The following is a 23,306-nucleotide window of genomic DNA, read 5'->3' as shown; positions in this document are numbered from 1 at the left end:
CGCGCTTGTCGGTACGACGGCCCGCCACTGCGATTCGGTTGCTTGGCGGCTTTCCCGCCACCTTGATATGGGATCGGGGCAAGGTTGGACCTTGGCGTCACATCAGTCTCGGTGGCCGCGTGCGTACCAACGGGCATGGCAACGTGTCACTGTGCATGGCGTACGCGCCGTGCACAGTGACAGGTTGCCGTGCAAAGCGCGGAGGAAGTGGTGCTTCACCATGTCTACTTGGTAAACCACCACCGACCGACCCCGCAAAAGCCAACCGACTCGGGAAAGCCGGCAACCAACTCAGCCCCGTAGCTGCGTCTCCCGCGTCGCCGCGTCCTTCACCCAGCCGAAGGAGCAGGGAGAGCCGACAGCGGCGAGAGGTGAAGCGGCGGGATGTCGTCGAAGGATGCCGGAAAGCCGACAGCGAGCGGAATCCGGCAGGCAGGTAGTCGCGTGGCGAGAAGCGGCGACGCCGAAAGCTTCGAGGAGCGGCAATCGCTCCGTCAGCCGAGGGTTTCGGCGAAGTCGAGACGCTGCAGCAGGTGCTCGCCCATCGCGACCGCGGTGGTCAGCTGGCCGCCGCGGTCGGGAAGACCGTCGAAGGCAAGACACAGCGCCGACTCGCCGAGGATGCGTGCGGTCTCGTCATAGCCCGGGTCGCCGCCCGAGACCTGCGTCTCGATGGTCTCGCCGTCGGCCTCGGCAACGAACTGGATCCGGAACCACGACCGAGCCCGTTGCTGCTCGCTCGGGCCGTCACCGGGCTGCTTGAGTCGCAGCAACGCGTTACGCAGCGGCGGAAGCTGCGCGGCGGCGAGCACCCCGCCGAGTCCGGCGGTCGTGCCCGCGGCCATCGCGAGTCGCTTGAACAGCGCGTACTGGCCGTACCGGAAGTCCGGGCCGTACCGGTCGAGGTTGCGAGCGGACCGACGCACCATCGCCGGGTCGATCGTGGGCATCGGCAGCGCCCAGCCGTGGCCGCCTGGGCCGCGTTCGGGTCGCGACGGCAGCGCGCGTACGCGCCGGTCTGCCGGGCGCGCTTCGCGTTCGCGGCGCTGCTTACCGACAGCATCGGCCTGGCGTACGCGCGAGATGCCGTGGATCGCCGAGTGGTAGGTGCCGCCCGAGAACCCGGCCGATGCGGTGACATAGCCGCGCACGGTGATCGGCACGTCATCGGGAAGCTGCGAGACCGTGTAGAACACCCCGAGGTCGTGCGGGACGGAGTCGTAGCCACAGGCATGCACGATGCGCGCACCGGTGCGCCTCGCGAGCGCGTCGTAGCGCAGCCACATCCGGTCGACGAACTCCGGCTCTCCCGTCAGATCGCAGTACGCCGTGCCCGCCTGCGCACAGGCGGCCACGACCGGCTCGCCGTACTCGATGTACGGGCCGACCGTGGTAGCGAGCACCGTCGTCTGCTCGGCGGCAGCGCGCAACGTTGCGGCGTCATCGATGTCGACGCGTACGACCTCCGGCGCGGTGCCGGCCGTGGCGAGCTGGTCCTGGAGGTCCTCGAGCGCTGCGGTGTTTCGCCCCGCGATCGCCCAGGTCGCGCCCTCGGGCAGGTGTTCGGCGAGGTACTTCGCCGTCAGCCTCCCGGCGAAACCCGTCGCACCCAATAGCGTGACGTCATAAGACACAGCTCTGTCTCCTCATCGGGCGGCGACGGTACGGAGTCAGGAGGCCTTCTCGCGCCGCTCGTCGGTCTCGTGGGGTACGAGCGTCGGGTTGACGTTGTCTTCGACGGTCTCGCGGGTCACGACGACCTTCGCGACGTCGTCGCGACTCGGCACTTCGTACATGACGTTGAGCAGCACTTCTTCGATGATCGCCCGTAGCCCGCGAGCGCCGGTGCCTCGCAACAATGCGAGGTCGGCCATCGCCTCGACGGCGTCGTCGGTGAACTCCAGCTCGACGTTGTCGATCTCGAACAGCTTGCTGTACTGCTTGGTCAGCGCGTTGCGTGGTTTGGTGATGATCTCCACGAGTGCCTCACGGTCGAGCTGGTCGACGGTCGCGATGACCGGCAGCCGCCCGATGAACTCGGGGATCAGGCCGAACTTGAGGAGGTCCTCGGGCATCACCTGCGAGAAGATCTTCTCCGGCTCGCTCTTGACGAGCTCCTTGACGTCGACGTTGAAGCCGAGCGACATCTTGCCGCTGCGCGCCTCGATCAGCTGCTCGAGGCCGGCGAACGCGCCGCCCACGATGAACAGCACGTTCGTCGTGTCGATCTGGATGAACTCCTGATGCGGATGCTTGCGTCCGCCCTGAGGCGGCACCGACGCGGTCGTACCCTCCAGGATCTTGAGCAGGGCCTGCTGCACGCCCTCTCCGGAGACGTCGCGGGTGATCGACGGGTTCTCGCTCTTGCGGGCGATCTTGTCGACCTCGTCGATGTAGATGATGCCCTTCTCGGCCTTCTTGACGTCGTAGTCGGCGGCCTGGATGAGCTTGAGCAGGATGTTCTCGACGTCCTCGCCGACATAGCCGGCCTCGGTCAGCGCGGTCGCATCGGCGATCGCGAAGGGCACGTTGAGCATCCGGGCGAGCGTCTGCGCGAGGTAGGTCTTACCGCAGCCCGTCGGGCCGATCAGCAAGATGTTCGACTTCTGCAGCTCGACACCCTCGTCGCGGGTGTGCCGACCTGCGGCGACGCCTGCCTGTACGCGCTTGTAGTGGTTGTAGACGGCCACCGACAGCGACTTCTTCGCGGCGTCCTGGCCGATCACATAGCCGTTCAGGAACTCATAGATCTCGCGCGGCTTGGGCAGCTCCTCGAGGCCGACCTCCGCGCCCTCCGAGAGCTCTTCCTCGATGATCTCGTTGCAGAGGTCGATGCACTCGTCGCAGATATAGACGCCTGGCCCGGCGATCAGCTTCTTGACCTGCTTCTGGCTCTTGCCACAGAACGAGCACTTCAGCAGGTCTCCGCCGTCACCGATGCGTGCCACGTCGCCTGGTCCTTCCGATCGATTCCCGCGCACGAGAAGCGCGCGGACCTTCTTGGCTCGACGTTACCCGTTGCCGGGTCACACGTCAGGTTTCTGGGGCGTGTTGCCCGCAGCGTACGTGAGCGTTACGAACGCCGCGGACAGCAACGCCGTGAGATCAGACCTCGGGCGTCTTCAAGGTGCCGAGCACCTGGTCGACGAGGCCGTACTCGACCGCCTGCTCCGCGGTGAGGATCTTGTCGCGCTCGACGTCGCGGCTGACCTCCTCGACCGGCTTACCGGAGTTGTCGGCGATCATCTGCTCCAGCAGCTCGCGCATCCGGATGATCTCGTTGGCCTGGATCTCCAGATCGGAGCTCTGGCCGTACGTGCCCTCGGTGTAGGGCTGATGGATCAGGATCCGGCTGTTCGGCAGCGCCATCCGCTTGCCGGGCGTGCCGGCCGCGAGCAGGATCGCCGCCGCCGACGCCGCCTGCCCGAGGCACACCGTCTGGATGTCGGGCTTCAGGTAGCGCATCGTGTCGTAGATCGCCGTCAGCGCCGTGAAGGAGCCGCCCGGAGAGTTGATGTAGATCTGGATGTCGCGGTCGGGGTCCATCGACTGCAGGCACAGCAGCTGCGCCATGACGGCGTTGGAGACCTCGTCGCTGATGGGAGTGCCGAGGAAGACGATGCGATCCTCGAACAGCTTCGCGTACGGGTCGATCCGGCGGAAGCCGTACGACGTACGCTCCTCCCACTGTGGGATGTAGTAGTTCATGTTCGGAGCGGTCTGCTGGTGCAGCGGAATATCGTTCATCGCTGGTCCTGAGGTAGAAGCCGTGAGTGCTCGGAGGTCCGTGGCGGTCATGAGTCGCTCCTGCCGGCCACGTCGCCCTCGCGCTGCACGACGTGATCGATGAAGCCGTAGTCGCGCGCCTGCTCGGCGGTGAACCACCGGTCACGGTCGGAGTCGAGCTCGATCTGCTCGACGGACTGGCCGGTGTGGACCGACTGCAGCTGGTTCAGCTGCTGCTTGAGCAACAGGCTCTGCTCCGCCTGGATCTTGATGTCGGAGGCCGAGCCGCCCAGGCCGCCCGACGGCTGGTGCATCATGATCCGCGCGTGCGGGAGCGCGTACCGCTTGCCCTTGGTGCCGGCCGCGAGCAGGAACTGGCCCATCGAGGCAGCCAGGCCCATGCCGACGGTGACGACATCGTTGGAGATGAACTGCATGGTGTCGTAGATCGCCATGCCGGAGTCGACGGAGCCGCCGGGCGAGTTGATGTAGAGCCGGATATCGCCCTTCGGATCCTCTGCGTTGAGCAGCAGCATCTGCGCGCAGATCGCGTTGGCGTTCTGGTCGCGTACCTCGGCGCCGAGGAAGACGATGCGCTCCTTGAGCAGGCGCTGATAGATGTGGTCGTCGAGTCCGAGCTGGTTCGCCGCCTCGCCTGCCATGCTGGGGCTCGCTTGCGATTCGTTCTGCGTCGTGTTCACACGGTTGACCCTAGCGAAGGGGACGGACGGAACCACGCGGGACCGGGGGTTGTTCGCTCAGGGCGCACGCGCGGCACCCGTTTACGGGCGCGGGATGTTGCGGATGTTCGTACGCGCCATCGCAACGGCCTCGCCGACACCGCCGTTCATGACCATCTTCGACACCGCCAGCGCGAACCCCGTGATCTGCTCGCCCTTGATCGTCGGCGGGATCGAAAGCGCATGCGGGTTCGTGACGAGATCGACGAGCGCCGGCCCCTCGTGTGCGAACGCCTCGGTGAGCGCCGGCTCGATATCGGTCGGTTGTACGACCCGCCGCGACCAGATGCCGAGGGCCTCGGCGACCGCCGCGTAGTCGGTTTCGGGTACGTCGACCCCGTAGTCGGGCAGGCCGTCGACGAGCATCTCGAGCTTTACCATCCCGAGCGTCGAGTTGTTGAACAACACGACCTTGACCGGCAGGTCGTACATCGCAAGCGTCACCAGCTCGCCGAGCAGCATGGACAGACCGCCGTCACCGGAGACCGACACCACCTGGCGTCCGGGCAGCGCCATCGCGGCGCCGATCGCATGCGGCAACGCGTTGGCCATCGACCCGTGCAGGGCAGAGCTGAGGAACCGTCGTTTGCCATTGGGGTTGAGGTAGCGCGCCGACCACACGTTGCACATGCCCGTGTCAGCGGTGAACACCGCGTCGTCGGCGGCGACCTGGTCGAGGATCGACGCCGCGTACTCGGGGTGGATCGGCGTCTTCTCCTCGACGTCTCTGGTGTACGCACCGACGACCTTGTGCATCAGGTCGTCGTGCTTGCGCAGCATCTTGTCGAGGAACCCGCGTTTCGGCTTCTCCTCGACCTGCGCCAGTAGCGCCTGCACCGTCGGGAGCACATCGGCGTGCACTGCCAGGTCGAGGCTCGTACGCCGGCCGAGATGCTCGGGCGCGCGGTCGACCTGTGCGGTTGCGACGTCGTGCGGGAGGAACTGGTCGTACGGGAAGTCGGTGCCCAGCAGGAGCAGCAGGTCGGCGCCATGCATACCCGCATGCGCCGCGCCGTACCCGAGCAGCCCGGTCATGCCGACGTCGTACGGGTTGTCGTACTGGATCCACTCCTTGCCCCGAAGCGAGTGGCCGATCGGTGCGCCGATCTTGCCGGCGAGCTCGACCACCTCGTCATGGGCACCTTCCACGCCCGCACCCGCGAAGATCGCGACCGATGAGGCGCGGTTGATCGCCGCGGCCAGGTCGGCGACGTCGTCCGGGTGCGGCGCGAGCGACGGGGTACGCGGAACGGTCAGCGCCGGTGCGTCACTGCTCGGGGCGAGCTGTGCGACGTCGCCGGGCAGTACGGCAACCGCTACGCCGCGACGGGTGATGGCATGCTGCATCGCGGCCTGGGTGATCCGCGGCGCCTGCTCGGCCCGGCCGATCAGCTCGGTGTAGTGCGAGCACTCGAAGAACAACCGCTCGGGATGGGTCTCTTGGAAGTAGCCCATGCCGATCTGGGCGCTCGGGATGTGCGAGGCGATCGCCAGCACCGGCGCTCCGGAGCGGTGCGCGTCGTACAGGCCGTTGATCAGATGCAGGTTGCCGGGCCCGCACGAGCCCGCGCAGACGGCGAGCCGACCGGTGACCTGTGCCTCCGCGGCGGCCGCGAACGCCGCTGCCTCCTCGTGGCGGGTGTGCACCCAGTCGACGCCCCCCTTGGCCGATCCGCCGGTACGTCGTACCGCGTCGACGACCGGGTTCAGGCTGTCGCCGACGATTCCGTAGATCCTGCGGACGCCGGCGTCTTGTAGTTGCTGGACCAGTTGCTCTGCGACCGTCTTTGCCATGATCACGAGTCTGCCATCATTGCCGACTTCAAACCGATCGACGACTCAGCGGCGCGGGACCGACGAGTCAGCGCTCGGCCTCGGTCTTGATCCGCGCGAGAGTCGTCTCCATGCCGGCGCGCAGGTCCGATTCGAGCACCTTGTTGCCACCGAGGAAGACCTTCGCAAAGAACTGTGCGAACCCGGATACGCCGTTCGGCGTCTCGCGGCGTTCGATGACGCGCGTACCACCGTTGTCGGTCGGCTCCAGGGCGTACGACCAGACGCTGCGGTTCTCGGTGATCCGGAACACGAGCCGCTCGTTGGGCTCGAGCGCAACGACCTTCGCGTTCGTCGGCCAGTGCAGCACGCCCTTGCGGTTGATGTTGAGGGTGCGGGTGCCCTTGCGGACCTCGCCGAACACCACCATCTTGCGGCAGTTGGGGCTCCACTCGCCCATCCGCTTGAGGTCGGACACGATCGCCCACACGCGATCAACGGGTGCGTCGATGTCGATGCTCGCCTCGAGCACGTCGGTATACGCCTGCTGGGTCATCTGGCTCCCTGGTCGCGGTGACAGCGCCCGGCTCGGGGCGTCGTAGGAGCATCTTCACATACTGCTGGTATCTGAGTGCAGCGGTGCCCCAACGAAAGAGTTCGCGGACTTTTCGTTGTACGCAGGCGTGCGTAGCAACGGAAAGTCCGCGAACTCTTCAGCGCAACGGCTCAGATGCTGGCGGCCGCGTCGACCGGCGACTCCTCGTCGCTGTCTTCCTCGGCGTCGTCTTCATCGGCCAGGGTGCCATCGGCCTGTAGATGCTTGAGGTCGACAACGTTGCCGGACTTGTCGGTGACGGTCGCGTCCTCGACGATCTGCGCGAGCGCCTTGCCGCGTACGACCTCGCTGACCAGCTGCGGCACGTGGTTGTGCTCCATCATGTGCTGCGCGTACTCCTGCGGGTCGGTGCCCGACTGCTGCGCGCGGCGCAAGATGTGCTCGGTGAGCTCGGACTCCTCGATGCCGATCTCCTGCTGCTTGGCGATCTCGTCGAGTAGGAACTGCGCGGCGAGCGCGTCGCGTACGCGCTTCTCCAGATCGGCCTCGAACTCGTCGGCGGTCTGCTCCTCGGACTCGAGATAGTCGTCCATGGTGATGCCGGCGTACGCGAGCTGCTGGTTGATCTGCTCGCGCCTGCCGGTGATCTCCTCGTCGACGATCGGCTCCGGCAGCGGAATCTCGACCCGCGCCAACAGCTCCTCGAGCACGACGTCGCGCGCCTCGCTCGCCTGCTCCATGCGCTTGCCGCGTACGACACGCTCATGCAGATCGGCGCGAAGCTCATCGGCGGTGTCGAACTGCGACGCCTCCTGGGCGAACTCGTCGTCGAACTCCGGGAGCTCCTGCTCCTTGACCTCGGTCACCTTGACCTCGACCTGGACGTCCTGCCCCTTGAGCTCTCCGCCGACCAGCTGGGTGTCGAAGGTGGCCGACTCATCGGCCGACAGCCCGGTCAGGGCCTCGTCGAGACCGTCGAGCATCTCCTCGGAGCCGACCTGGTACGACATGCCCTCGGCCTGAGCGGCCTCGATCTTCTCGCCGTCCTTCGACGCCGACAGGTCCATCGTCACGAAGTCACCGTCGGCGACCGCACGCTCGACCGTCTGGTAGGTCGCGAACCGCTCGCGCAGCCCGTCGATCTGCTCCTGCACATCGTCATCGGAGACGGTGGCGTCCTCCACGGTCACCGAGAGGTCGTCGTACGACGGCACCTCGATCTCGGGGCGCACGTCGAGCTCGGCGGTGAACTCCAGCGTCTCGCCGTACTCCAGCTTGGTGAGGTCGACCTCGGGCTGGCCGAGCGGCTGCAGCTCGTGCTCGTCGAGCGCCTTGCCGTAAAGGCCCGGCAGCGCCTCGTTGACGGCCTCGTTGAGCACCGCTTCGCGGCCCACTCGCTGATCGACGATCTGCGGCGGCACCTTGCCCTTGCGGAAACCGGGGATGTTGATCTGCTGACCGATCTGCTTGTACGCCGCGTCGAGGCTCGGCTTGAGCTCCTCGAAGGGCACCTCGACGGTCAGCTTGACCCGGGTCGGGCCCAGGGTCTCGGTGGCGCTCTTCACGCTGGGTGACTCCTCTTGACTGTGTAGACGAAAACGTCGGGATGACAGGATTTGAACCTGCGACCTTCCGCTCCCAAAGCGGACGCGCTACCAACCTGCGCCACATCCCGGCCGACGCACTCTAGCGCCCGCCCGAGTCTAGTCGACGGGCCAATTCGCGGGCGAACCGGCACGTACGCCCTCACCGAGACTCGCCGCCAGTTCCCGAGACCCCGCCGAGGTACGGATTCCGGCCGACCGCGCTCGATACCCAGGCACCAATCCGTACTCCGGCGAGCATGGGACAGACTCTGCCCGTGACTGTACGCCCGCTCGACGCGCTGACCGGCGAGCTCCGCGCACGTACGCCGACCGCCGGGAAGACCCGGGTCCTCGCCATCGACGGCCCGAGCGGATCGGGAAAGACGACCCTTGCCGGCCGGCTCGCGCAGACGGGCGTACCCACCGCCAAGCCGATCCCGATCGTGCACCTGGAGGACATCTACCCCGGATGGGACGGCCTGCGCGAAACGCCCGACCTGTTGGTCGACTGGGTACTTCGACCTCTGTCCGAAGGGCGACCAGCGGCGTATCGCCACTGGAACTGGGAACGCGACGAGTGGGCAGGGCTCCATTCGGTACCCGCCGCCGACACCCTGATCGTCGAGGGTGTGGGCTCCGGAGCACTAGCCTGCGCACCGTTCCTCACCATGCTGGTCTGGATCGACGCGCCCCGCGAGGTACGAAAGGCGCGCGGCATCGAACGCGACGGCGAGACGTACCGCCCGTACTGGGAGCGCTGGGCGGCCCTGGAGGCGGAGATGTTCGCGACCGATCGCACGCGCGAGCGCGCCGACATATGCATCGACGGAGACTCGTCGGTGCCGCACGACGCCGCACGCGAGTTCGTTTCGACCGACTGACTCAGGTCTCGAGGGTGAACGCAGACCCGATGTCGCGAGCCGCGTTCGTTGCGTCGTCCCCGACCCAGTCCGGCAACGCGCCGGTCAGCCACAGCGTTGCGAATCCGTGCGTGAAGGACCAGGCCGCGATCGCCGCCCGCTTCGATGCGTCACCGTCTGGCGAGTCCTCGAGCTCGGCGCCGATGCCGTCGTAGAGCACCTGCGATGCGCGGTCGCGCGCGGCGCGTACCTCCGGGTCGTCGACGCGGTACAGCTCGGGCCGGAACATCACCTCGAAATGCGCGCGGTGGTCGACCGCGAAGCCGACGTACGCGGCGCCGACGGCACGCAGATCACCGCTCGACGCGCTCAGCACCTCTGCCAACAGGTCGAACCCCTGCGCCGCGACCGCGCCGAGCACGCCCGCCTTGTCACCGAAGTGATGCGCAGGTGCCGCATGCGAGACGCCCGCGCGCCTCGCCAGATCGCGCAGGCTCAGCGCGGCCGGCCCGACCTCGCCGATCGCGGCGACCGCCGCCTCCAGGACGGCGTTGCGAAGGTCTCCGTGGTGGTACGAACGCGCGCTCATCACGCCACCGTAGCGTAATTTAGACATTGACAAGATAGCTAGCCTGGCTCCATCATCTAGTCACTGCCTAGATGATGGAGCGAACATGACCATGCCCTCGATGACCTCGTCGCCCAGTTCCGCGCCCGCCCGACGTTCCGTGCTGTCCGCCTGGTTCTCACCTCCGGTCATCGTGCTGACCGCGGCGCTCGCGACCTTCGGAGCGCTCGGACTCGGCGGCGTCGGACCGTGGGACTCCTGGCCGATGCCCGCCCGATGGGCGCTCGCCGCGATGTTCCTGCTGACGGCGTCCGCGCGTCTCGGTCCGCGCCGCGCCGGCCTGATCGCGATGGTGCCCCGCGTACTGCCGAAGCCCGCACTGCTCGTCGCGATCACCGGTGCATTGGAGGCGCTCGGCGCCGTCGCGCTCGTCGTCCCGGCGACCGCGCCCGTCGCCGGCTGGAGTCTCGCTGCCCTGCTGGTCGCGATGTTCCCCGCGAACGTGCAGGCCGCCCGGCGCGCGACCTCGATCGGCGATCGGGTCGCGACACCGCTGGGCATCCGGACCGTGCATCAGGTCGCGTTCGTCGCGCTCGCCATCGCAAGCGCGTACTGAGGACGCGCCGTCACAGGTCGTAGGAGAAGACGAGCTCGTAGCCGTCGTCGCTGTGGCCGGCGATGCGTAGCTCTGCCTCGCCCTGCAGATCGGTGAGACCGCCTGTGCCCATGCCGGGTACGACCTCGACGGTTGCCTCGACGCCTTCCCCCGTGTGCGAGCCCACATGTCGCAGCACACAGGAACCGTCGTGGCCGCCGATGGTGCCCTCGAACCGCTCGAACCCGACGATCGGTGCAGCGCCGTCCTTGTAGGAGATCAGGTAGGCGACAGTGCTCGTGCCCTCCAGCTCCCCCGAGTACGTGTAGGTGACATCGGCGCGGGTGAGGCCGCGGGTCGGGTAGTACGCGTCGCCCATGGTCGTGCCCTCGCCGTCGATATCGACGAACGCCGCCTCCGACCACGCTGTCACGTTGAATCTGGTCTTTGCCCGGTGTGTGTAAGCCATGCCCACGACGCTATGAGCAGAACGGCGGCCGGTCTTGAACAATCACGTCACCGCGTCCGTCTACTGTCGGCTCTATGCGCAACGAGCCCCGGGGAATGCCGCAGGCGATCGTCCGGCCGAAGGCGGCGGAGTCGGTGCTCGACGTCGAGCGCCTCCGCCCACGCGCATCTCTTGCACCGTTCGTCGACTACCTGTGGCTCGTGCGCTGGCACGTCGACGGGTCACATCGGCAGCAGGTCGTCACACAACCGCGCATCCACATCGCCGCCGAAGACGGGCGACTCCTCGTGCACGGCGTCAACCGCGACCCGTTCTTTCGTACGCTCTGCGGCGACGGGCACGTGCTCGGCGCCGCATTCCACGCGGGCGGCTTCCGGCCGATGCTCGGCTCGAGCGTCGGTGCCATCTCGGGCACGGTCGTACCGGCCGGCGACCTGTTCGGAGTCGATGACCGTCCGGTCGCGCGGGCGATCCTCGCGACCAACGACACCGAGGTGATGCGAGCCGCGTTCGAGGACTACCTCGAGTCGCGCAACACCCGAGCCGATCCCACGGCCGACGAGGTCGCCGCCCTGGTCGCGTACGCCGAGAGCACGACGTCACTCACCCGCGCCGACGTGCTCGCCGCCCACGCAGGCATGAGCCTTCGTACACTGCAGCGGCTCTTCACCGAGTACGTCGGGATCGGCCCCAAATGGGTGATCCAGCGGTTCCGGCTGCTCGACGCGGCCCGGGCAGCCCACGAGGGCGTCGAGATCGACTGGGCGGAGCTGGCGGCCGCTTCGGGCTTCAGCGACCAGGCCCATCTGACCCGACTTTTCACACGTGTCGTCGGCACTCCGCCGGCCTCCTACGCCAGCGATCCTCGTACGCGCTGAGGCGCCAGCGGGTCGAATGGATCGGACGCCGTGCGGCATGGCATGATGGGCGCGCCGCACCACGCGGGTGTAGCTCAATGGTAGAGCCCCAGCCTTCCAAGCTGGTGGTGCCGGTTCGATCCCGGTCACCCGCTCCACATGCAAAGGCCCAGGTCAGAGCCGGTTTCCCGGTGACCTGGGCGCTTTGCATCTAGCGCGGTGACTTTCACTCGTGCCCGCTACGTGCCCGTTGGGACGCCGACCATCGGCGGATCGTCATCGTCTTCGTCGTGGCTCCGATCGGCCTGCGAACCCTTGCGAGCCTGTCCGATGAGCTCGTCGAGACCATCCGCGATCGCCCGGTCCCGGTCGTCGGTCGCGTGTTGATAGATCATCGCCGCGCGGGGCGAGCTATGGCCGAGTCGCTGCATCAGCTCACGCGTCGTCGCACCCGTCATCGCGGCAGCCGTTGCGCCCGTATGGCGTAGATCGTGCAACCGCACATCACCGACCCCCGCGAGCTCCAGCGCGCTCAGCCAGTACTTATGGAAGTTCGACCGCAGCGGCGTGGCGCCACGGGAGCCGACGAACAGCCGCCCGTCGTCACCATCTTCGGCGAACACCCGCAGATGCCAGGCCAGGTCCGGGACGATCACGCGCGGGATCGTGACCGTGCGCCGACCGGCCCAGGTCTTGGGCTCGTCGACGAGCTGCCTGCCGCCGACCTCCTTGACCGCACGGCGAACCTTGACCGTCCGCGCCGCCAGGTCGAGGTCGTCACGTTGAAGGCCCATCAGCTCGCCGTACCGCAAGCTCGCGAACGTCGCCAGCAGCACCAACGCCCGGTATCTCGGCACGATGTTGTCAGCGATCGCGAACGCGTCCGCCACATCGACACTTGGACGCTCCGGTGACCGCTCGCTACCGCCGCCCTTGATCCGGCACGGATTCCGACGGATCAGCCCGTCATCAAGGGCCGTGTTCATGATCGCTTTGAGGAGTCGGTACGCCTTAGCTGTCTGGACGTGAGGCGCACCCGCATCGAGTCGCGTCTTCCGCCAGGTGCGGACCCGCGCCGCCGTGATATCGATCAGCCCGAGCCGTCCGAGGTCGGGCGCCAGGTGGAGGCGATACAACGACGTGTACAGCTCAACCGTCCGGGCCGCGAGGTTCGGACGCTCGCTGATCCAACGACGCGCGTACTCGTCGAGCGGGATCGCCGCCGCGTCCGGGTCGTACCACTCCCCCCGCAACAGCTCAGACTCCTTGTCAGTAAGCCAGTTGTTCGCGTCCGTCTTATTGCCGAACGTCCTCGGCGCGGGACGGTCGACACCATCAAGGCCGCGATACCGAACCTGGAACCGACCCGACGGCAGACGCCGTACACGCCCGAATCGTCGCCGTCCCATCACGCCACCGCCCGTAGACCACGACGTGCAGGGCGAGGCTCGACCGTGTTCGTCGCGATGTACTCAGCCAACGCTGAAGCGGGAAACCGAACGTGCCGCCCCACCTTGACGAAGCGAATCCGCCGCTCCGCGACCAGTCGGCGCGGGAATCGCTCCGTTGTACCGAGCCGCTCCGCCGCCTCAGCGACCGTCAACAGCTTGTCACTCATCGTTTCTCCTTCGGGTTATGCCGCGTCGGGTGCGGCGGGTTGTGGAGTTGCCGAACAGTTGTCGGGAGGTCCATCACGGGCCGCGATGATCGCTTGGGCGCGGTCGTATTCAGCGCGCCAGCGGTTCCGCTCCGTGACAGCGGCTTTGATCACGCGTTGGTAGTCCGGGCACGTTTCGCCGTTGGTGGGGTCGAGGGATTCCCACACGTAGCGGGCCTGGCCGGTCTCGTCTGTTGCGTCGGCGGCGAACCTGTCGGTGTCGGGTGCGTCGATCCCTGCTTCGTCGAGGACCTGGCGCACGACTTCGGCGCGGTCGGCCTTGTGTTCGGACAGCTTCTTGCCCGACCACTGGCGGGAGGCGAGGCACCGTCTGCCGCCGTGGCCGAGGTTGTCCAGCTCGTGGGCCTTCTTGCCACATTCGCCGGGACGCATCCCCGACTTCGCGGCCTTGGGTTGAACGCCGAAGCGCAGCCAGTTCGCACACTGCGGGGTACACGGCAGATACAGCAGCTCGGCATGCAGCCGGTCCCGATGTGCACGCTGACGTTTCGTGATCGTGTCCGGGTCGTACGCCTCCGCGATGGACTTGGTGAGGTACTTCGTCAGATACCCGACCGACTTGGCGATCTGGCGTTCGTTGGAGGCGATGATGCCCTGATAGTCGAACTGTTTCCCGGGCCGGATCATGTGCGCCGGCTCATCGGTGGCGGGGTCGATCCGGTCGAGTGCCTGATCCCAGGTCGGCAGCAGCACACCTGTGTCGGGGTCGACGTAGCCGTCCTGTCGTTCGTCCCACACCGGCAGCCGGTCGACGTAGACCGGTTCGTCGAGTTGGGGCCACCACACTTGGTGGTAGACGCCGTCGACGACTTGGCGCACCGTCTGTCGTGGGATCGTTCCGCGTACCGCGGCGTGGAGATGCAGCGCGAGGCGTTTCTGGGGTTCGACGGTCGCGAAATACTGCGCGTTGTATCCCGCGCCCCGGCGCAACGCCTGCCAGATGCGATCGACCAGGGCCGGGAAATGTAGGGCGTCCAACGCGGCCTTGCGGTAGTCATACGTCGACGGGTTGCACGGTGTGCCATCGCGGCGGACCCGCCCATAGGACGGGAGCGTGAACGTCAGGAACATCGACGGCCTATAGACCGTGCCGTCCGGAGCCGTGAACGTCCGCCCAAGGGTCGTATCCGCCGTCGGACGCTTCGGGAGCTCGCCCACATCATCACGACGCTTCGTCGACCGCACCCGCCGCGCCAACGCCCGCTCAGCATCCACCGTTCTCGCGTCGTCGCCGAAGTCGTCCTGGCCGTCGTCGTCGGGCCGGTCGTCGAGCGAATCGTCATCGGGCTCGTCGCTCTCGGGTTCGTCGACCCGATGCCAGCCCTCGAGGCACTGCGAAATGCGGAGCTGGCGTGCCTTCTCCGCACACGGTGGACAGACCCGCGATTTCGTCGACCCGCACGGGATCGGGATCACCCGTTCCTCACCCGTCGAAAGGTCGATCAGTTTCCGCACGATCGGACGGACACACACGCCCGCGTACTCGGCCAACTCCCGCACGGTCGCGTTATCCAGCTCCGGAAGGCCAGTCATGCCGCCACCCCCTGACCGTCGAGGCGTGGCCGGATCGTTTCGACCAACACGGCATCGACGGACACCCCGCGTGCGAGTGCCGAACCCATGCGGTCGCGGTCAGCCTCCGTGGTTCCGCCCCACACACCTTGTTCGGCGTTGAGGAGCGCAGCGGCACGGCAGGAGGACCGGACCCGGCACCCGTTGCACACAGCCAGCGCAGCAGCCTCCACCGATGCGCCCCGTTCGTCGGGTTCGGGATAGAACACGTCGCCATGTGTGTCGACGCACGCGGCCTGGGCCTGCCATCCCGGCGTGATCCGGCGCGCGAGCTGGGCATCGTGGGTCGGTTCGGGTAGCGGCAAGGTGAGCTGGCCGTCGAGCTTGTCCGCGCTCATGACGCTTCCCCCTCCTCGGCCTGCGCGTCGTCGGCCACGTCCTGCTCGGGGTCGGTGTCGCTCGACGAGCTGCCGTCGCGGCGCGTGTCCAGCTCGATCACTTCCGCGTCACGCGGTGCCGGATGCGCGGCCGCGAGAGCGCGAATCTGCTCATCGGTCGTGTAGGGGAACCGGAGCCGTACGGGGTCGGGTATCCCGTCGACCACCGCATAGCCGGTACCGGGCAGCGATGGCGGGATCTGGTCACACAGTGCGCCGCGCTCGCGTGCGCCGTCGCCGAGCACCATGTCGACCTGCTCCGATGTGCGCAGCGACAGCGCGACGCGGGACGGGAACAGGTCCCGCATGGACAGAATCTCCTTGCGCGGGTCCTGCACCGCGCCGACGACGGTGATCGCCTGTGCGCGGCCCTGAGTCAGCAGCGTCGACAACGCCGCCTCGATCCGCTTCTTCGCGTTCCTGTCGGTCATGTACGCGGTGAGTGCGGCCAGCTCGTCGACCAACACCAGGTAGAACGGCTCATCGACCGTCGGGATATGCAGACGGGACCTGCCGCGCATCGCCTTCTTCCGTTGATCGTTGACGTCGACGAGCTGCTCTAGCCCGTCGGCCATCACCGACCCGTCCCCGTCATAAAGCTGGTGAAACAGGGGCGCGCCCATCGTGAGCTCGTTGAACTTCGGATCGAACCCGACCAACCGGACCAGGCCGGAGCTGATGCCCGGTGCAACGTGGTTGACGATCGACCACAACACCGACCCTTTGCCCGCGCCGGTCTGGCCCACGATCAACAGATGCGTGCCGAGGAGCCGCAGCCGATACGCGGTGCCGTCCTCAGTCAACGCGACCGGGAGCCGTTTCAACGAAGGCGACTCAGCCACCGGGAACGGTGCGACCGGCTCACCGAGTACGTCGTGACGGATCAACTCGACCCGCACCACCCGACGTTCAAACCCACGTTTGCGGGTCCACGGCATGACCCCGGCACGCCTGCCCGGTGTGCGAATACGGCACGACTCGGCATTCAGACCCACCGCTAGCTCGTCGGCTTTCGCGGTCCAGTCCCCGATCGTCTGACCCGCAGGAATCCGCGTGAGGAAGCGGTCCATCGACGGCGACGAGACCACCGGCCCCACCGACGGGAAGATCACCGTGCCGTCAGGGTCCTTCCCGGTGAGCCCGCAGCCCGCGATCACACCATCCCAGCGACGCCGCAGCCGGAACCGGTTTAGCCGGCCCCGCAGCCGCCAGACGACTCGTTGCCGGAAGGCGTCGGGTCGACGCCACGCCCACAACCCCAGCCCCGCAAGGCCGAACAACACCAGGCCGGCCAGCAGTGGCAGCCCGTGGGAGCTGAGCGACCACCCCAGCAGGCCACCCAAGCCGAGTGCGGCGAGGCGGCGGGGTCGTGACACCAGCCAGAACCCCAACCGGGCAAGGCGGGCGAGTGCCCAGCCGGACGCGACCAGCAGCAGCGGGATACGGAGTTTCGCGGGCCGGACCCGCACAATCTCAGAACTCATCGAAAGTCGCCTCCACTCGTGGCGAGAGCACGCCTGGCGGGCTCAGTTGCCCAGGCCGGACGCAGGACATACGACGGGCAGACGCCGCCCGTTCGATGCGGCCCCGAGACACCGCAGAACGGACATTCGCCCACCCGAGAATGCGAAGCCGCCTCAGCGGCCAGACAGGACCCGAACGCCGCACCCAGCCGGGGATCGTCGAACACGACCACGGCGGGTGCGCCGCAGGTGCAGACCTCACCGGCCAGGGCAGGCCGCCCGAGCGACCCACCCCGACCACGACGAAACAGCGAGAACATCGGAACTCACCGCCCGGTCTCGCAGTGAATGCACGGCCCGTACTGCTCCTGCACCCCGCCACAGCGCGTGCACATCACCACGCCCGTGAGCGAGCAGAACCCGCACAGATCGCCCGGAGCCTGCGCGGTCAGGTCGTTGCACACCGCGCACGGGTACCCGAGTTCGGCACCGGTCGAGATCACGGGCGGGACATCAAGCGCGGTCATTACGCGGCCTCTTCCTTGCTCGCGCTACGCGCCGACTTGCCCGCCGTCGTCGAGGGCGAACCGGCGTCGGTGCCGATCGGGACGAGCTGCTCGACCGTGATCGACAGCGCCATGCGCTCGTTGCTCTCGTAGGGCTGGACCCAGACCTTGCCGCGAGCCTCGTAGAACGTCCCGAACTCGTAGACCGTCGCGGGCTTCAGCACATGCACACTCGCGGTCTTGTCCGGCTGCACCGAACCGTCCTTGCGCTGCACCATCAGAATGCAGCCCGAGCTGTGAGTCTGCTCCCCCGTCGGAGCCGCCTTCTCCCGCGGCTTGACCGGAGCACCCATACCACCGACCACGACCGCCCAACGGTCAGCAGTGGTCTCTACCGGAAGCGAAGTACCAACGTTCATCGTTCTCTCCTTCGGTTGATTGCCTAGTACACCATGCTGTACCTAGTACACCAAGTTGTCAAGCGGTCGGAGCCGACGAGCGTGTCGGGTGCGACACTTGGGGCATGGATCGCATACCAGGTACGCGAGGTTCGTCATGACACCGCAGACACTTAGCCAGAAGGTCGCCGAGGACTTGCGCGCGCAGATCGCCGAAGGGCGGCTCAAGGTCGGCGCACCGATTCCTTCGCAAGCGCAGCTCACAGAGAGGTACGAGGTCTCAACAAGCGTTACTCGCAAGGCAGTCGACCAGTTACGCGGCGAAGGTTTGCTCGTCGGCCAACCCGGCAAGGCCGTGTACGTCCAGGCGACACCACGTGAGGTCGAAGAAGAGACCCGGCACGTCGATTCACTCGCCACCCGCTTGACGAGCCTTGAGGACGAGGTGCGAGGCCTCGCGCCGAAGGCCGGTGCTTCGCCTGACCTGTCGGTGATCGAGGAACTACGAGGCGAGTTGACCTACCTACGCCGTCAGGTCGCCGTGCTGCGATCACACTTGATGGACCTTTACGGACGGATGGGCCAGCCGTACCCACACGACGAGGTTCATGCCGACGAGATGGAATCGGCAGAGCGCGCCACGGGTACATCATGACCACCGACGGGAAGGTTCACCGGATCACCGATCACGGCTCTTACAAGCCCGACGTTGCGTCGCTTGCAAGGCGCCAGCTCGCATCAGCGCGACGAGCCCTGAATCTCTCGGCGGATGAGTTCGCAAAGGTGCTCGCCCCGGTCATCAAATGGACGCCCTCCGCTGAGGTAATCGAATCCTGGGAGTCGAGCGCTACGCCCCCGGGCGATGTGCTCGTAGCGGCGGGAATACTGACTAGCGGGGCATCGTCCGCCGGTGCGACGAACAGCAGAGACGATGACCTCGTAGGCCAGCTCATGACAGAGCGATACTCAGACGTTGCCGCTGTCTACCCCTCGCGTGCCGAGTTCGCCAACGCGATGCCGCCCGACTCATTCCTCAGCGGTGCATCCGACATCGCGATAGCCGGACTGTCGCTAAACCTCATCTGCCAGCAGTACACCGACCATCAGATTCGCGAGCTCGTGGAGAACGGAACCAGACTCCGCGCACTCTTCCTCGAGCCCGAGAGCGATGCTATGCGCGCACGAGAACTCGAGGAGGGCTACCACGACCCGGGGAAGCTGTCGCTGCTCACCACGATGAACATGGAGATACTCCAGCAGCGGGTCTACGACCAACTCTCCAACGACGCCCGGCCTCGCATGCAGATCGCGACATACAGCGAGACCATCCGATTCAACCTCATCATCGTCGACGACGAGCTTTGTATCGCACAGCCCTACCTACCAGCCACGCGCGGCGTCGACGCGCCTACCTTCGTGATCAAACGACAGTGGGCTACCGGCGGCATGTTCGGCGTCTTCCAACAGATGCTCGACCACCTATGGGATCGGCGGACGTCATGACCTCGCACCTAGGGGACCTTCTCGTGACCGCCCGCGAGACGATCGGCTACGCATGCGACCTACTCGCTCAAACGCCGCTCGATGCCGTGCAGAGCAAGCAAGACCGCGACCTGGTGTCCAATGTCGACCTCTCGATCGAGCGCGCCATCCGCGCGCGACTGGCCGACCGGACGCCGACCATCGGGTTTCTCGGCGAAGAGGAAGGAACCAGCGACGGCAGTCCGCACGCCGAGACGTGGATACTCGATCCGGTTGACGGCACGAACAATTTCATCCACGGCATCCCGCTGTACGGCATATCCCTTGCACTTGTCCGCGAGAACCGACCTGAGGTCGGCGTCATCGCCCTACCAGGTCAGGGAAGCGTCTACTACGGCGCGACAGGCCTCGGAGCGTTCAAGGACGACAGGCCGATCCGCTGCCGCAGCACGCCCAATCTGAGCGAGGCCATCGTCACCATGGGCGACTACGCGGTCGGCGACAACGCACCGGACAAGAACACCCGACGCCTCTCCCTCACCGCCCACCTAGCCGGAACCGTCGAGCGCGTACGCATGCTCGGCTCAGCCGCGGTAGATATGGCATGGCTCGCCGAAGGCCGGACAGACGCAGCGCTAGCCCTGTCCAACAGTGCCTGGGACTTCACCGCAGGCGTAGCAATCGCCCGCGAGGCAGGCGCACGTGTCCGCGACATCGACGGAACCGAACACTCGCTCACCTCGCGCGGACTCATAGCGACCGCAGCAGGCGTCAGCGACGAAGCCGTGGCCCTCGTCCGCAAAGCCATGGACGACACCAACCCGGCGCCTAACCGAACTCGTGCGCACCTGTCTTAGCCCATTGCCGGTTCCGGCTCTCTCAGGTCAAGGCGCGCGCCGCTACGCGGCGCGCTCCGCTCCGTCGCGCCGCGCGTCCGGGCATGCGGGCCTTCGGCCCGTTCCGGGCCGCTCGCGCTCGGAGCTACACGCTTCGCTACCGGCGCGCGCACAACGCAGGAGCAATGGGGCATCAACGTGGCGGACCGAGCTTGTCGACCTGGCCGTAGAGCCCCGTCCCCTGATCGGTCCATTCTTCGGCCTCCGCTCCACGCGTCAAGAGCGCTCCTCCGTCGCGTCACTCCGTGATCGAGCAAGCTCGACCCTTGACCCGCTCCACTCCGACCTACGAGCGGCACCTATCAGGGGATGGGGCAGGTGTGCCCGGCTTCGAATCCTCAGCTCCAGCCCGTGCCCGCTACGTGCCCGTTCGTCTGGTCAACCACGGTCACGAGCAGGGCAGATCGAACAGAGTCAGGCTCAGGCCCCTTATATATAAGGGCATCCAGTTCCAGGAGGCATCTTCCAAGCTGGTGGTGCCGGTTCGATCCCGGTCACCCGCTCCACACCACGAAACCCCAGGCCAGAGGGCAGTTCCTCGGCCTGGGGTTTCGTAGCTCACCGGGCTTGACGGCGATTCGTTATCACGGGCGGTTACCGACGCTTGGCGCGAAGTACACCGCACGCGACCGGATCGGTCGCCTCGGTCGGCAACTTCCGGTCGAGGTCGCTCTTACCGGCCTTGAAGTCGTACTTGCGGTTCTGGTTGTAGTCGATGCCGTGGATGACGATGGCGCTGTTGCCGCGACGGACGCCGCGCGCAACCGCCTTGCTGGTGCGGATCGTGCGCTTGTAGTGGACCTTGCCGCGCGGTGCGGTCGGGAACCGCTTGACGGCCAATGCACTCTTGGGCCCCGTTGCACCGCGCTTGGTCAGCGAGACGCGAACCGACCCGTACGCGGGCTGGCCTTCGGTCGTGTTGATCCGATGATCGGCGTTCTTGTCGTCGCGCACCGTCGGGCACGTATGCCGGGCACCCTTCGCGAAGTGGATGTGCATCGCGTGCGGCATCTTTCGCAGTAGCCCGTGAGCATTCACCCGGACATGCAGCATCCGCCCACGCACCCGTACGCGTGCGGTGCCGCGCACTCCGGAGTTGTTGATCGGTGCCAGATGAGCGCGTGTCTTCTTCTTCGCCCCGGCCGCACTGCTCGACGCGCGCGACTCGTCGGCACCGGCCGCCGTAGCGGATCCGCCGCTCGTGAGCAGACCACCGACGAGTGCTCCAGATGCAAGCACGGACAGCACACCGGCCGAAATCTTGACGTTGATGAGCTTCATACAGAGGACCTCCGTCCCAGAAATGCACTCAAGATGGGCTGACCGCCCATCAAGAGTGCTTCGACGCAAGCGCACAACCGGATTGGTCGGGATTCAGCCGACGGGGGCGAAGCGCTCGGCGAGTACCCCGAACTCGGCGGAGATGGTCTCAACGACAGGTGATATGGCGACGCCGCGCTGCTCGAGCAACGGCGCACGTTCGTACCATCAGCGCACCGCCGCTCTGACCATCGCAGTGAACTCCTCGATCGCCGTGTCTGCTGCCGCGCGATCTCCGGTGAGGGCCATCTCGAACAGGACGCCCCGACCCACCGCGAGACACAGCCGGGCCAACCGCTCGGCATGGTCTCGAGTGGTCACCCGCGCGAAGCCCTCGGCGAACCCGGAAACCCAGGCGTTGGTCAAGACGGTACGAAGACCGTCGGCGTACTCCTTGCCGTACATCGCATGGGCCGACAGTTCGTAGAAGAGGGGTGCGAAGACGCTCGCGGTGTCGGCTACGTGGCTCCAGTAGAGATAGCCCGCATCGACCGGGTCGAGGTTGAGCGCGATGAACTCCTGCAGCGCATCGCGTTCGGCCTCACATACCCGCTCGATGACCGCCGCCAACAACTGCTCACGCGAACCGAAGTGGTAGTTGAGCATCCGGTTGCTGGTGCCGATACCCGCGGCCAGCGTGCGCATACTCGTGTCCAGCACCCCATTGGCCGTGAACCACTCAACGACCTTGCCGAGCATCACCTCACGCGGGCGCTCGGTCGGACTCATGTAACCAACGCTACGCCAGCCGGCGACTACCTCACCGGTGTACCTCCGGCGTCCGTCGAGACTTCGCAAGGCTCGCAACGGCAGTGACCACCAGCGTCGCGATCACGACAGCGAGGCTCAGCAACGCGTTGATCTCAGGCACAGGTACGTGGTTGCCGTCGTTGATGAACGGGACCTCGTTCTGGTGCAGCGCATGCAGGACGAGCTTCACACCGATGAACGCGAGGATGAACGAGAGCCCGAGCGACAGGTAGACGAGACGTTGCAGCAGGTCGCCGAGGAGGAAGTACAACTGCCGCAGGCCCATCAGCGCGAACACGTTCGCGGTGAAGACCAGATAGGCCTCCTGGGTGATCCCGTAGATCGCCGGGATCGAGTCGAGCGCGAACATGATGTCGGTCGAGCCGAGCGCGAGCACGACGATGAACATCGGAGTGATCATCCGCTTGCCGTTGCGCTTGATGAACAGTTTGAGCCCGTGGTACTCGTCGGTCGCGTTCAGGCGCGTACGCGCGAACGTGACGAGACGGTTCTCGTCGCGCTCACCGTCGTCGTGGCGGCGGTAGCTGCGAACCATCGTGTACGCGGTGTAGACGAGGAACGCGCCGAAGAGGTAGAAGACCCAGGAGAAGTTGTCGATGGCGACCTTGCCGAGCGCGATGAAGACGGCCCGAAAGATCAGCGCCAGGATGATGCCGACCAGCAGCGCCTCCTGTTGGTACTTCCGCGGCACGTTCAGCGACGCCATGATGATGATGAACAAGAACAGGTTGTCGATCGACAGGCTGTACTCGACCAGCCAGCCCGTGTAGAACTCGACGCCGTACGACGGGCCGTGAAAGCCGAAAACCCAGAGCCCGAAGAGCAACGCGAGCCCGACATAGATCGACAGCGCGATCGCGCATTCCTTGATCGTCGGCTCATGCGGTCGGCGCGCGACGATCACGATGTCGAACGCGAGTACGGCGATGGTCACGCCGACAGTGATGAGCCATTCGGTCGTGGTGACGTCCACAGATCAAACCTCCGGTCGAGCAGTTACTGCTGCCGGAGGTCTCGTCCGCCGTCTGAACGGCCCGCAACACCGGACCGCGGTCGGCGCGGTCGTAATGACGGCGAAGCGACGAAGGAGTACTCCCCTCCGCCTTCATTATC

Annotated in this window: 25 protein-coding genes and 2 tRNA genes; 7 read left to right on the top strand and 20 right to left on the bottom strand. The window is 66.5% G+C overall.

Annotated features, from left to right (window positions below; translation table 11 throughout):
- Nucleotides 1–494: 494 nt before the first annotated feature.
- From MU582_07265 to MU582_07230, 8 genes are all read right to left on the bottom strand, one after another.
- The gene (locus MU582_07265) at nucleotides 495–1,634 is read right to left on the bottom strand and encodes a saccharopine dehydrogenase NADP-binding domain-containing protein (protein UPK76423.1); all 1,140 of its coding nucleotides are present in this window, start codon (nucleotides 1,632–1,634) and stop codon (nucleotides 495–497) included.
- 36 nt (nucleotides 1,635–1,670) lie between these two features.
- Complete coding sequence (gene clpX / locus MU582_07260; GenBank protein UPK76422.1) at nucleotides 1,671–2,948, bottom strand: ATP-dependent Clp protease ATP-binding subunit ClpX; 1,278 nt, start codon at nucleotides 2,946–2,948, stop codon at nucleotides 1,671–1,673.
- A 157-nt stretch (nucleotides 2,949–3,105) separates the two neighbouring features.
- Nucleotides 3,106–3,708, bottom strand: coding sequence for an ATP-dependent Clp protease proteolytic subunit (locus MU582_07255; protein UPK77130.1), 603 nt, complete (start codon nucleotides 3,706–3,708; stop codon nucleotides 3,106–3,108).
- An 86-nt stretch (nucleotides 3,709–3,794) separates the two neighbouring features.
- The gene (locus MU582_07250) at nucleotides 3,795–4,388 is read right to left on the bottom strand and encodes an ATP-dependent Clp protease proteolytic subunit (protein UPK77129.1); all 594 of its coding nucleotides are present in this window, start codon (nucleotides 4,386–4,388) and stop codon (nucleotides 3,795–3,797) included.
- Between the two features lie 120 nt (nucleotides 4,389–4,508).
- Nucleotides 4,509–6,260 (bottom strand): pyruvate dehydrogenase, encoded by a 1,752-nt coding sequence (locus MU582_07245; protein UPK76421.1) that lies wholly within the window; start codon nucleotides 6,258–6,260, stop codon nucleotides 4,509–4,511.
- 67 nt (nucleotides 6,261–6,327) lie between these two features.
- Complete coding sequence (locus MU582_07240; GenBank protein UPK76420.1) at nucleotides 6,328–6,795, bottom strand: SRPBCC family protein; 468 nt, start codon at nucleotides 6,793–6,795, stop codon at nucleotides 6,328–6,330.
- A gap of 170 nt (nucleotides 6,796–6,965) precedes the next feature.
- On the bottom strand, nucleotides 6,966–8,360 hold the full coding sequence (gene tig / locus MU582_07235; GenBank protein UPK76419.1) for a trigger factor: 1,395 nt from the start codon (nucleotides 8,358–8,360) through the stop codon (nucleotides 6,966–6,968).
- A gap of 36 nt (nucleotides 8,361–8,396) precedes the next feature.
- A tRNA-Pro gene (locus tag MU582_07230) sits at nucleotides 8,397–8,470 on the bottom strand.
- 186 nt (nucleotides 8,471–8,656) lie between these two features.
- On the opposite strand from MU582_07230, the gene MU582_07225 reads away from it, so the two are divergent.
- Entirely contained in the window at nucleotides 8,657–9,262 is a 606-nt protein-coding gene (locus tag MU582_07225; protein ID UPK76418.1) for a 4-amino-4-deoxy-L-arabinose transferase, read from the top strand.
- A 1-nt stretch (nucleotide 9,263) separates the two neighbouring features.
- On the opposite strand, the gene MU582_07220 is transcribed toward MU582_07225, so the two are convergent.
- A complete protein-coding gene (locus tag MU582_07220) occupies nucleotides 9,264–9,830 on the bottom strand; it encodes a TetR/AcrR family transcriptional regulator (protein ID UPK76417.1) in 567 nt (188 codons plus the stop codon).
- Between the two features lie 85 nt (nucleotides 9,831–9,915).
- Between MU582_07220 and MU582_07215 the strand changes: the two genes are divergently transcribed.
- Nucleotides 9,916–10,425: a hypothetical protein gene (locus MU582_07215; GenBank protein UPK76416.1), complete on the top strand. Its 510-nt coding sequence runs from the start codon at nucleotides 9,916–9,918 to the stop codon at nucleotides 10,423–10,425.
- A 10-nt stretch (nucleotides 10,426–10,435) separates the two neighbouring features.
- On the opposite strand, the gene MU582_07210 is transcribed toward MU582_07215, so the two are convergent.
- Complete coding sequence (locus MU582_07210) at nucleotides 10,436–10,873, bottom strand: DUF3224 domain-containing protein (protein UPK76415.1); 438 nt, start codon at nucleotides 10,871–10,873, stop codon at nucleotides 10,436–10,438.
- Nucleotides 10,874–10,947: 74 nt separating this feature from the next.
- Here MU582_07210 and MU582_07205 point away from each other — a divergent pair, with 74 nt between their 5' ends.
- Both MU582_07205 and MU582_07200 read left to right on the top strand, forming a co-directional pair.
- Entirely contained in the window at nucleotides 10,948–11,751 is an 804-nt protein-coding gene (locus MU582_07205) for a helix-turn-helix domain-containing protein (protein UPK76414.1), read from the top strand.
- A 63-nt stretch (nucleotides 11,752–11,814) separates the two neighbouring features.
- Nucleotides 11,815–11,888: transfer RNA gene (locus MU582_07200), tRNA-Gly, on the top strand.
- A gap of 81 nt (nucleotides 11,889–11,969) precedes the next feature.
- Here MU582_07200 and MU582_07195 read toward each other — a convergent pair.
- The 7 genes from MU582_07195 to MU582_07165 form a co-directional block, all read right to left on the bottom strand.
- A complete protein-coding gene (locus MU582_07195; GenBank protein UPK76413.1) occupies nucleotides 11,970–13,139 on the bottom strand; it encodes a site-specific integrase in 1,170 nt (389 codons plus the stop codon).
- Nucleotides 13,139–13,348, bottom strand: coding sequence for an excisionase family DNA-binding protein (locus tag MU582_07190; protein UPK76412.1), 210 nt, complete (start codon nucleotides 13,346–13,348; stop codon nucleotides 13,139–13,141). Before MU582_07190 ends, MU582_07195 begins: the two co-directional genes overlap by 1 nt.
- A gap of 15 nt (nucleotides 13,349–13,363) precedes the next feature.
- Nucleotides 13,364–14,941, bottom strand: coding sequence for a replication initiation protein (locus MU582_07185; GenBank protein ID UPK76411.1), 1,578 nt, complete (start codon nucleotides 14,939–14,941; stop codon nucleotides 13,364–13,366).
- Nucleotides 14,938–15,318 (bottom strand): WhiB family transcriptional regulator, encoded by a 381-nt coding sequence (locus MU582_07180; protein UPK76410.1) that lies wholly within the window; start codon nucleotides 15,316–15,318, stop codon nucleotides 14,938–14,940. Before MU582_07180 ends, MU582_07185 begins: the two co-directional genes overlap by 4 nt.
- The gene (locus MU582_07175) at nucleotides 15,315–16,841 is read right to left on the bottom strand and encodes a hypothetical protein (protein ID UPK76409.1); all 1,527 of its coding nucleotides are present in this window, start codon (nucleotides 16,839–16,841) and stop codon (nucleotides 15,315–15,317) included. The genes MU582_07180 and MU582_07175 overlap by 4 nt, the downstream gene beginning before the upstream one ends.
- 305 nt (nucleotides 16,842–17,146) lie before the next feature.
- The gene (locus MU582_07170) at nucleotides 17,147–17,347 is read right to left on the bottom strand and encodes a hypothetical protein (protein ID UPK76408.1); all 201 of its coding nucleotides are present in this window, start codon (nucleotides 17,345–17,347) and stop codon (nucleotides 17,147–17,149) included.
- The gene (locus tag MU582_07165; protein ID UPK76407.1) at nucleotides 17,347–17,745 is read right to left on the bottom strand and encodes a hypothetical protein; all 399 of its coding nucleotides are present in this window, start codon (nucleotides 17,743–17,745) and stop codon (nucleotides 17,347–17,349) included. Before MU582_07165 ends, MU582_07170 begins: the two co-directional genes overlap by 1 nt.
- A gap of 136 nt (nucleotides 17,746–17,881) precedes the next feature.
- On the opposite strand from MU582_07165, the gene MU582_07160 reads away from it, so the two are divergent.
- Genes MU582_07160 through MU582_07150 form a run of 3 tightly spaced genes read left to right on the top strand, consistent with a single transcriptional unit; the run spans nucleotide 17,882 to nucleotide 20,063 of the window.
- Nucleotides 17,882–18,379 carry a GntR family transcriptional regulator gene (locus MU582_07160; GenBank protein ID UPK76406.1) on the top strand — a complete coding sequence of 166 codons (498 nt, stop codon included), beginning with the start codon at nucleotides 17,882–17,884 and terminating at the stop codon, nucleotides 18,377–18,379.
- Complete coding sequence (locus MU582_07155) at nucleotides 18,376–19,227, top strand: DUF5919 domain-containing protein (GenBank protein ID UPK76405.1); 852 nt, start codon at nucleotides 18,376–18,378, stop codon at nucleotides 19,225–19,227. The genes MU582_07160 and MU582_07155 overlap by 4 nt, the downstream gene beginning before the upstream one ends.
- On the top strand, nucleotides 19,224–20,063 hold the full coding sequence (locus tag MU582_07150) for an inositol monophosphatase (GenBank protein ID UPK76404.1): 840 nt from the start codon (nucleotides 19,224–19,226) through the stop codon (nucleotides 20,061–20,063). Before MU582_07155 ends, MU582_07150 begins: the two co-directional genes overlap by 4 nt.
- A 633-nt stretch (nucleotides 20,064–20,696) precedes the next feature.
- On the opposite strand, the gene MU582_07145 is transcribed toward MU582_07150, so the two are convergent.
- The 3 genes from MU582_07145 to MU582_07135 form a co-directional block, all read right to left on the bottom strand.
- Nucleotides 20,697–21,383: a hypothetical protein gene (locus MU582_07145; protein UPK76403.1), complete on the bottom strand. Its 687-nt coding sequence runs from the start codon at nucleotides 21,381–21,383 to the stop codon at nucleotides 20,697–20,699.
- A gap of 207 nt (nucleotides 21,384–21,590) precedes the next feature.
- Entirely contained in the window at nucleotides 21,591–22,151 is a 561-nt protein-coding gene (locus tag MU582_07140; GenBank protein UPK76402.1) for a TetR/AcrR family transcriptional regulator, read from the bottom strand.
- A gap of 31 nt (nucleotides 22,152–22,182) precedes the next feature.
- Entirely contained in the window at nucleotides 22,183–23,166 is a 984-nt protein-coding gene (locus MU582_07135; protein ID UPK76401.1) for a TerC family protein, read from the bottom strand.
- Nucleotides 23,167–23,306 lie beyond the last annotated feature (140 nt).

This window comes from Nocardioidaceae bacterium SCSIO 66511, assembly GCA_023100825.1.
Classification (GTDB): Bacteria; Actinomycetota; Actinomycetes; order Propionibacteriales; family Nocardioidaceae; genus Solicola.
This window is presented reverse-complemented; position numbering and strand designations above follow the sequence as displayed.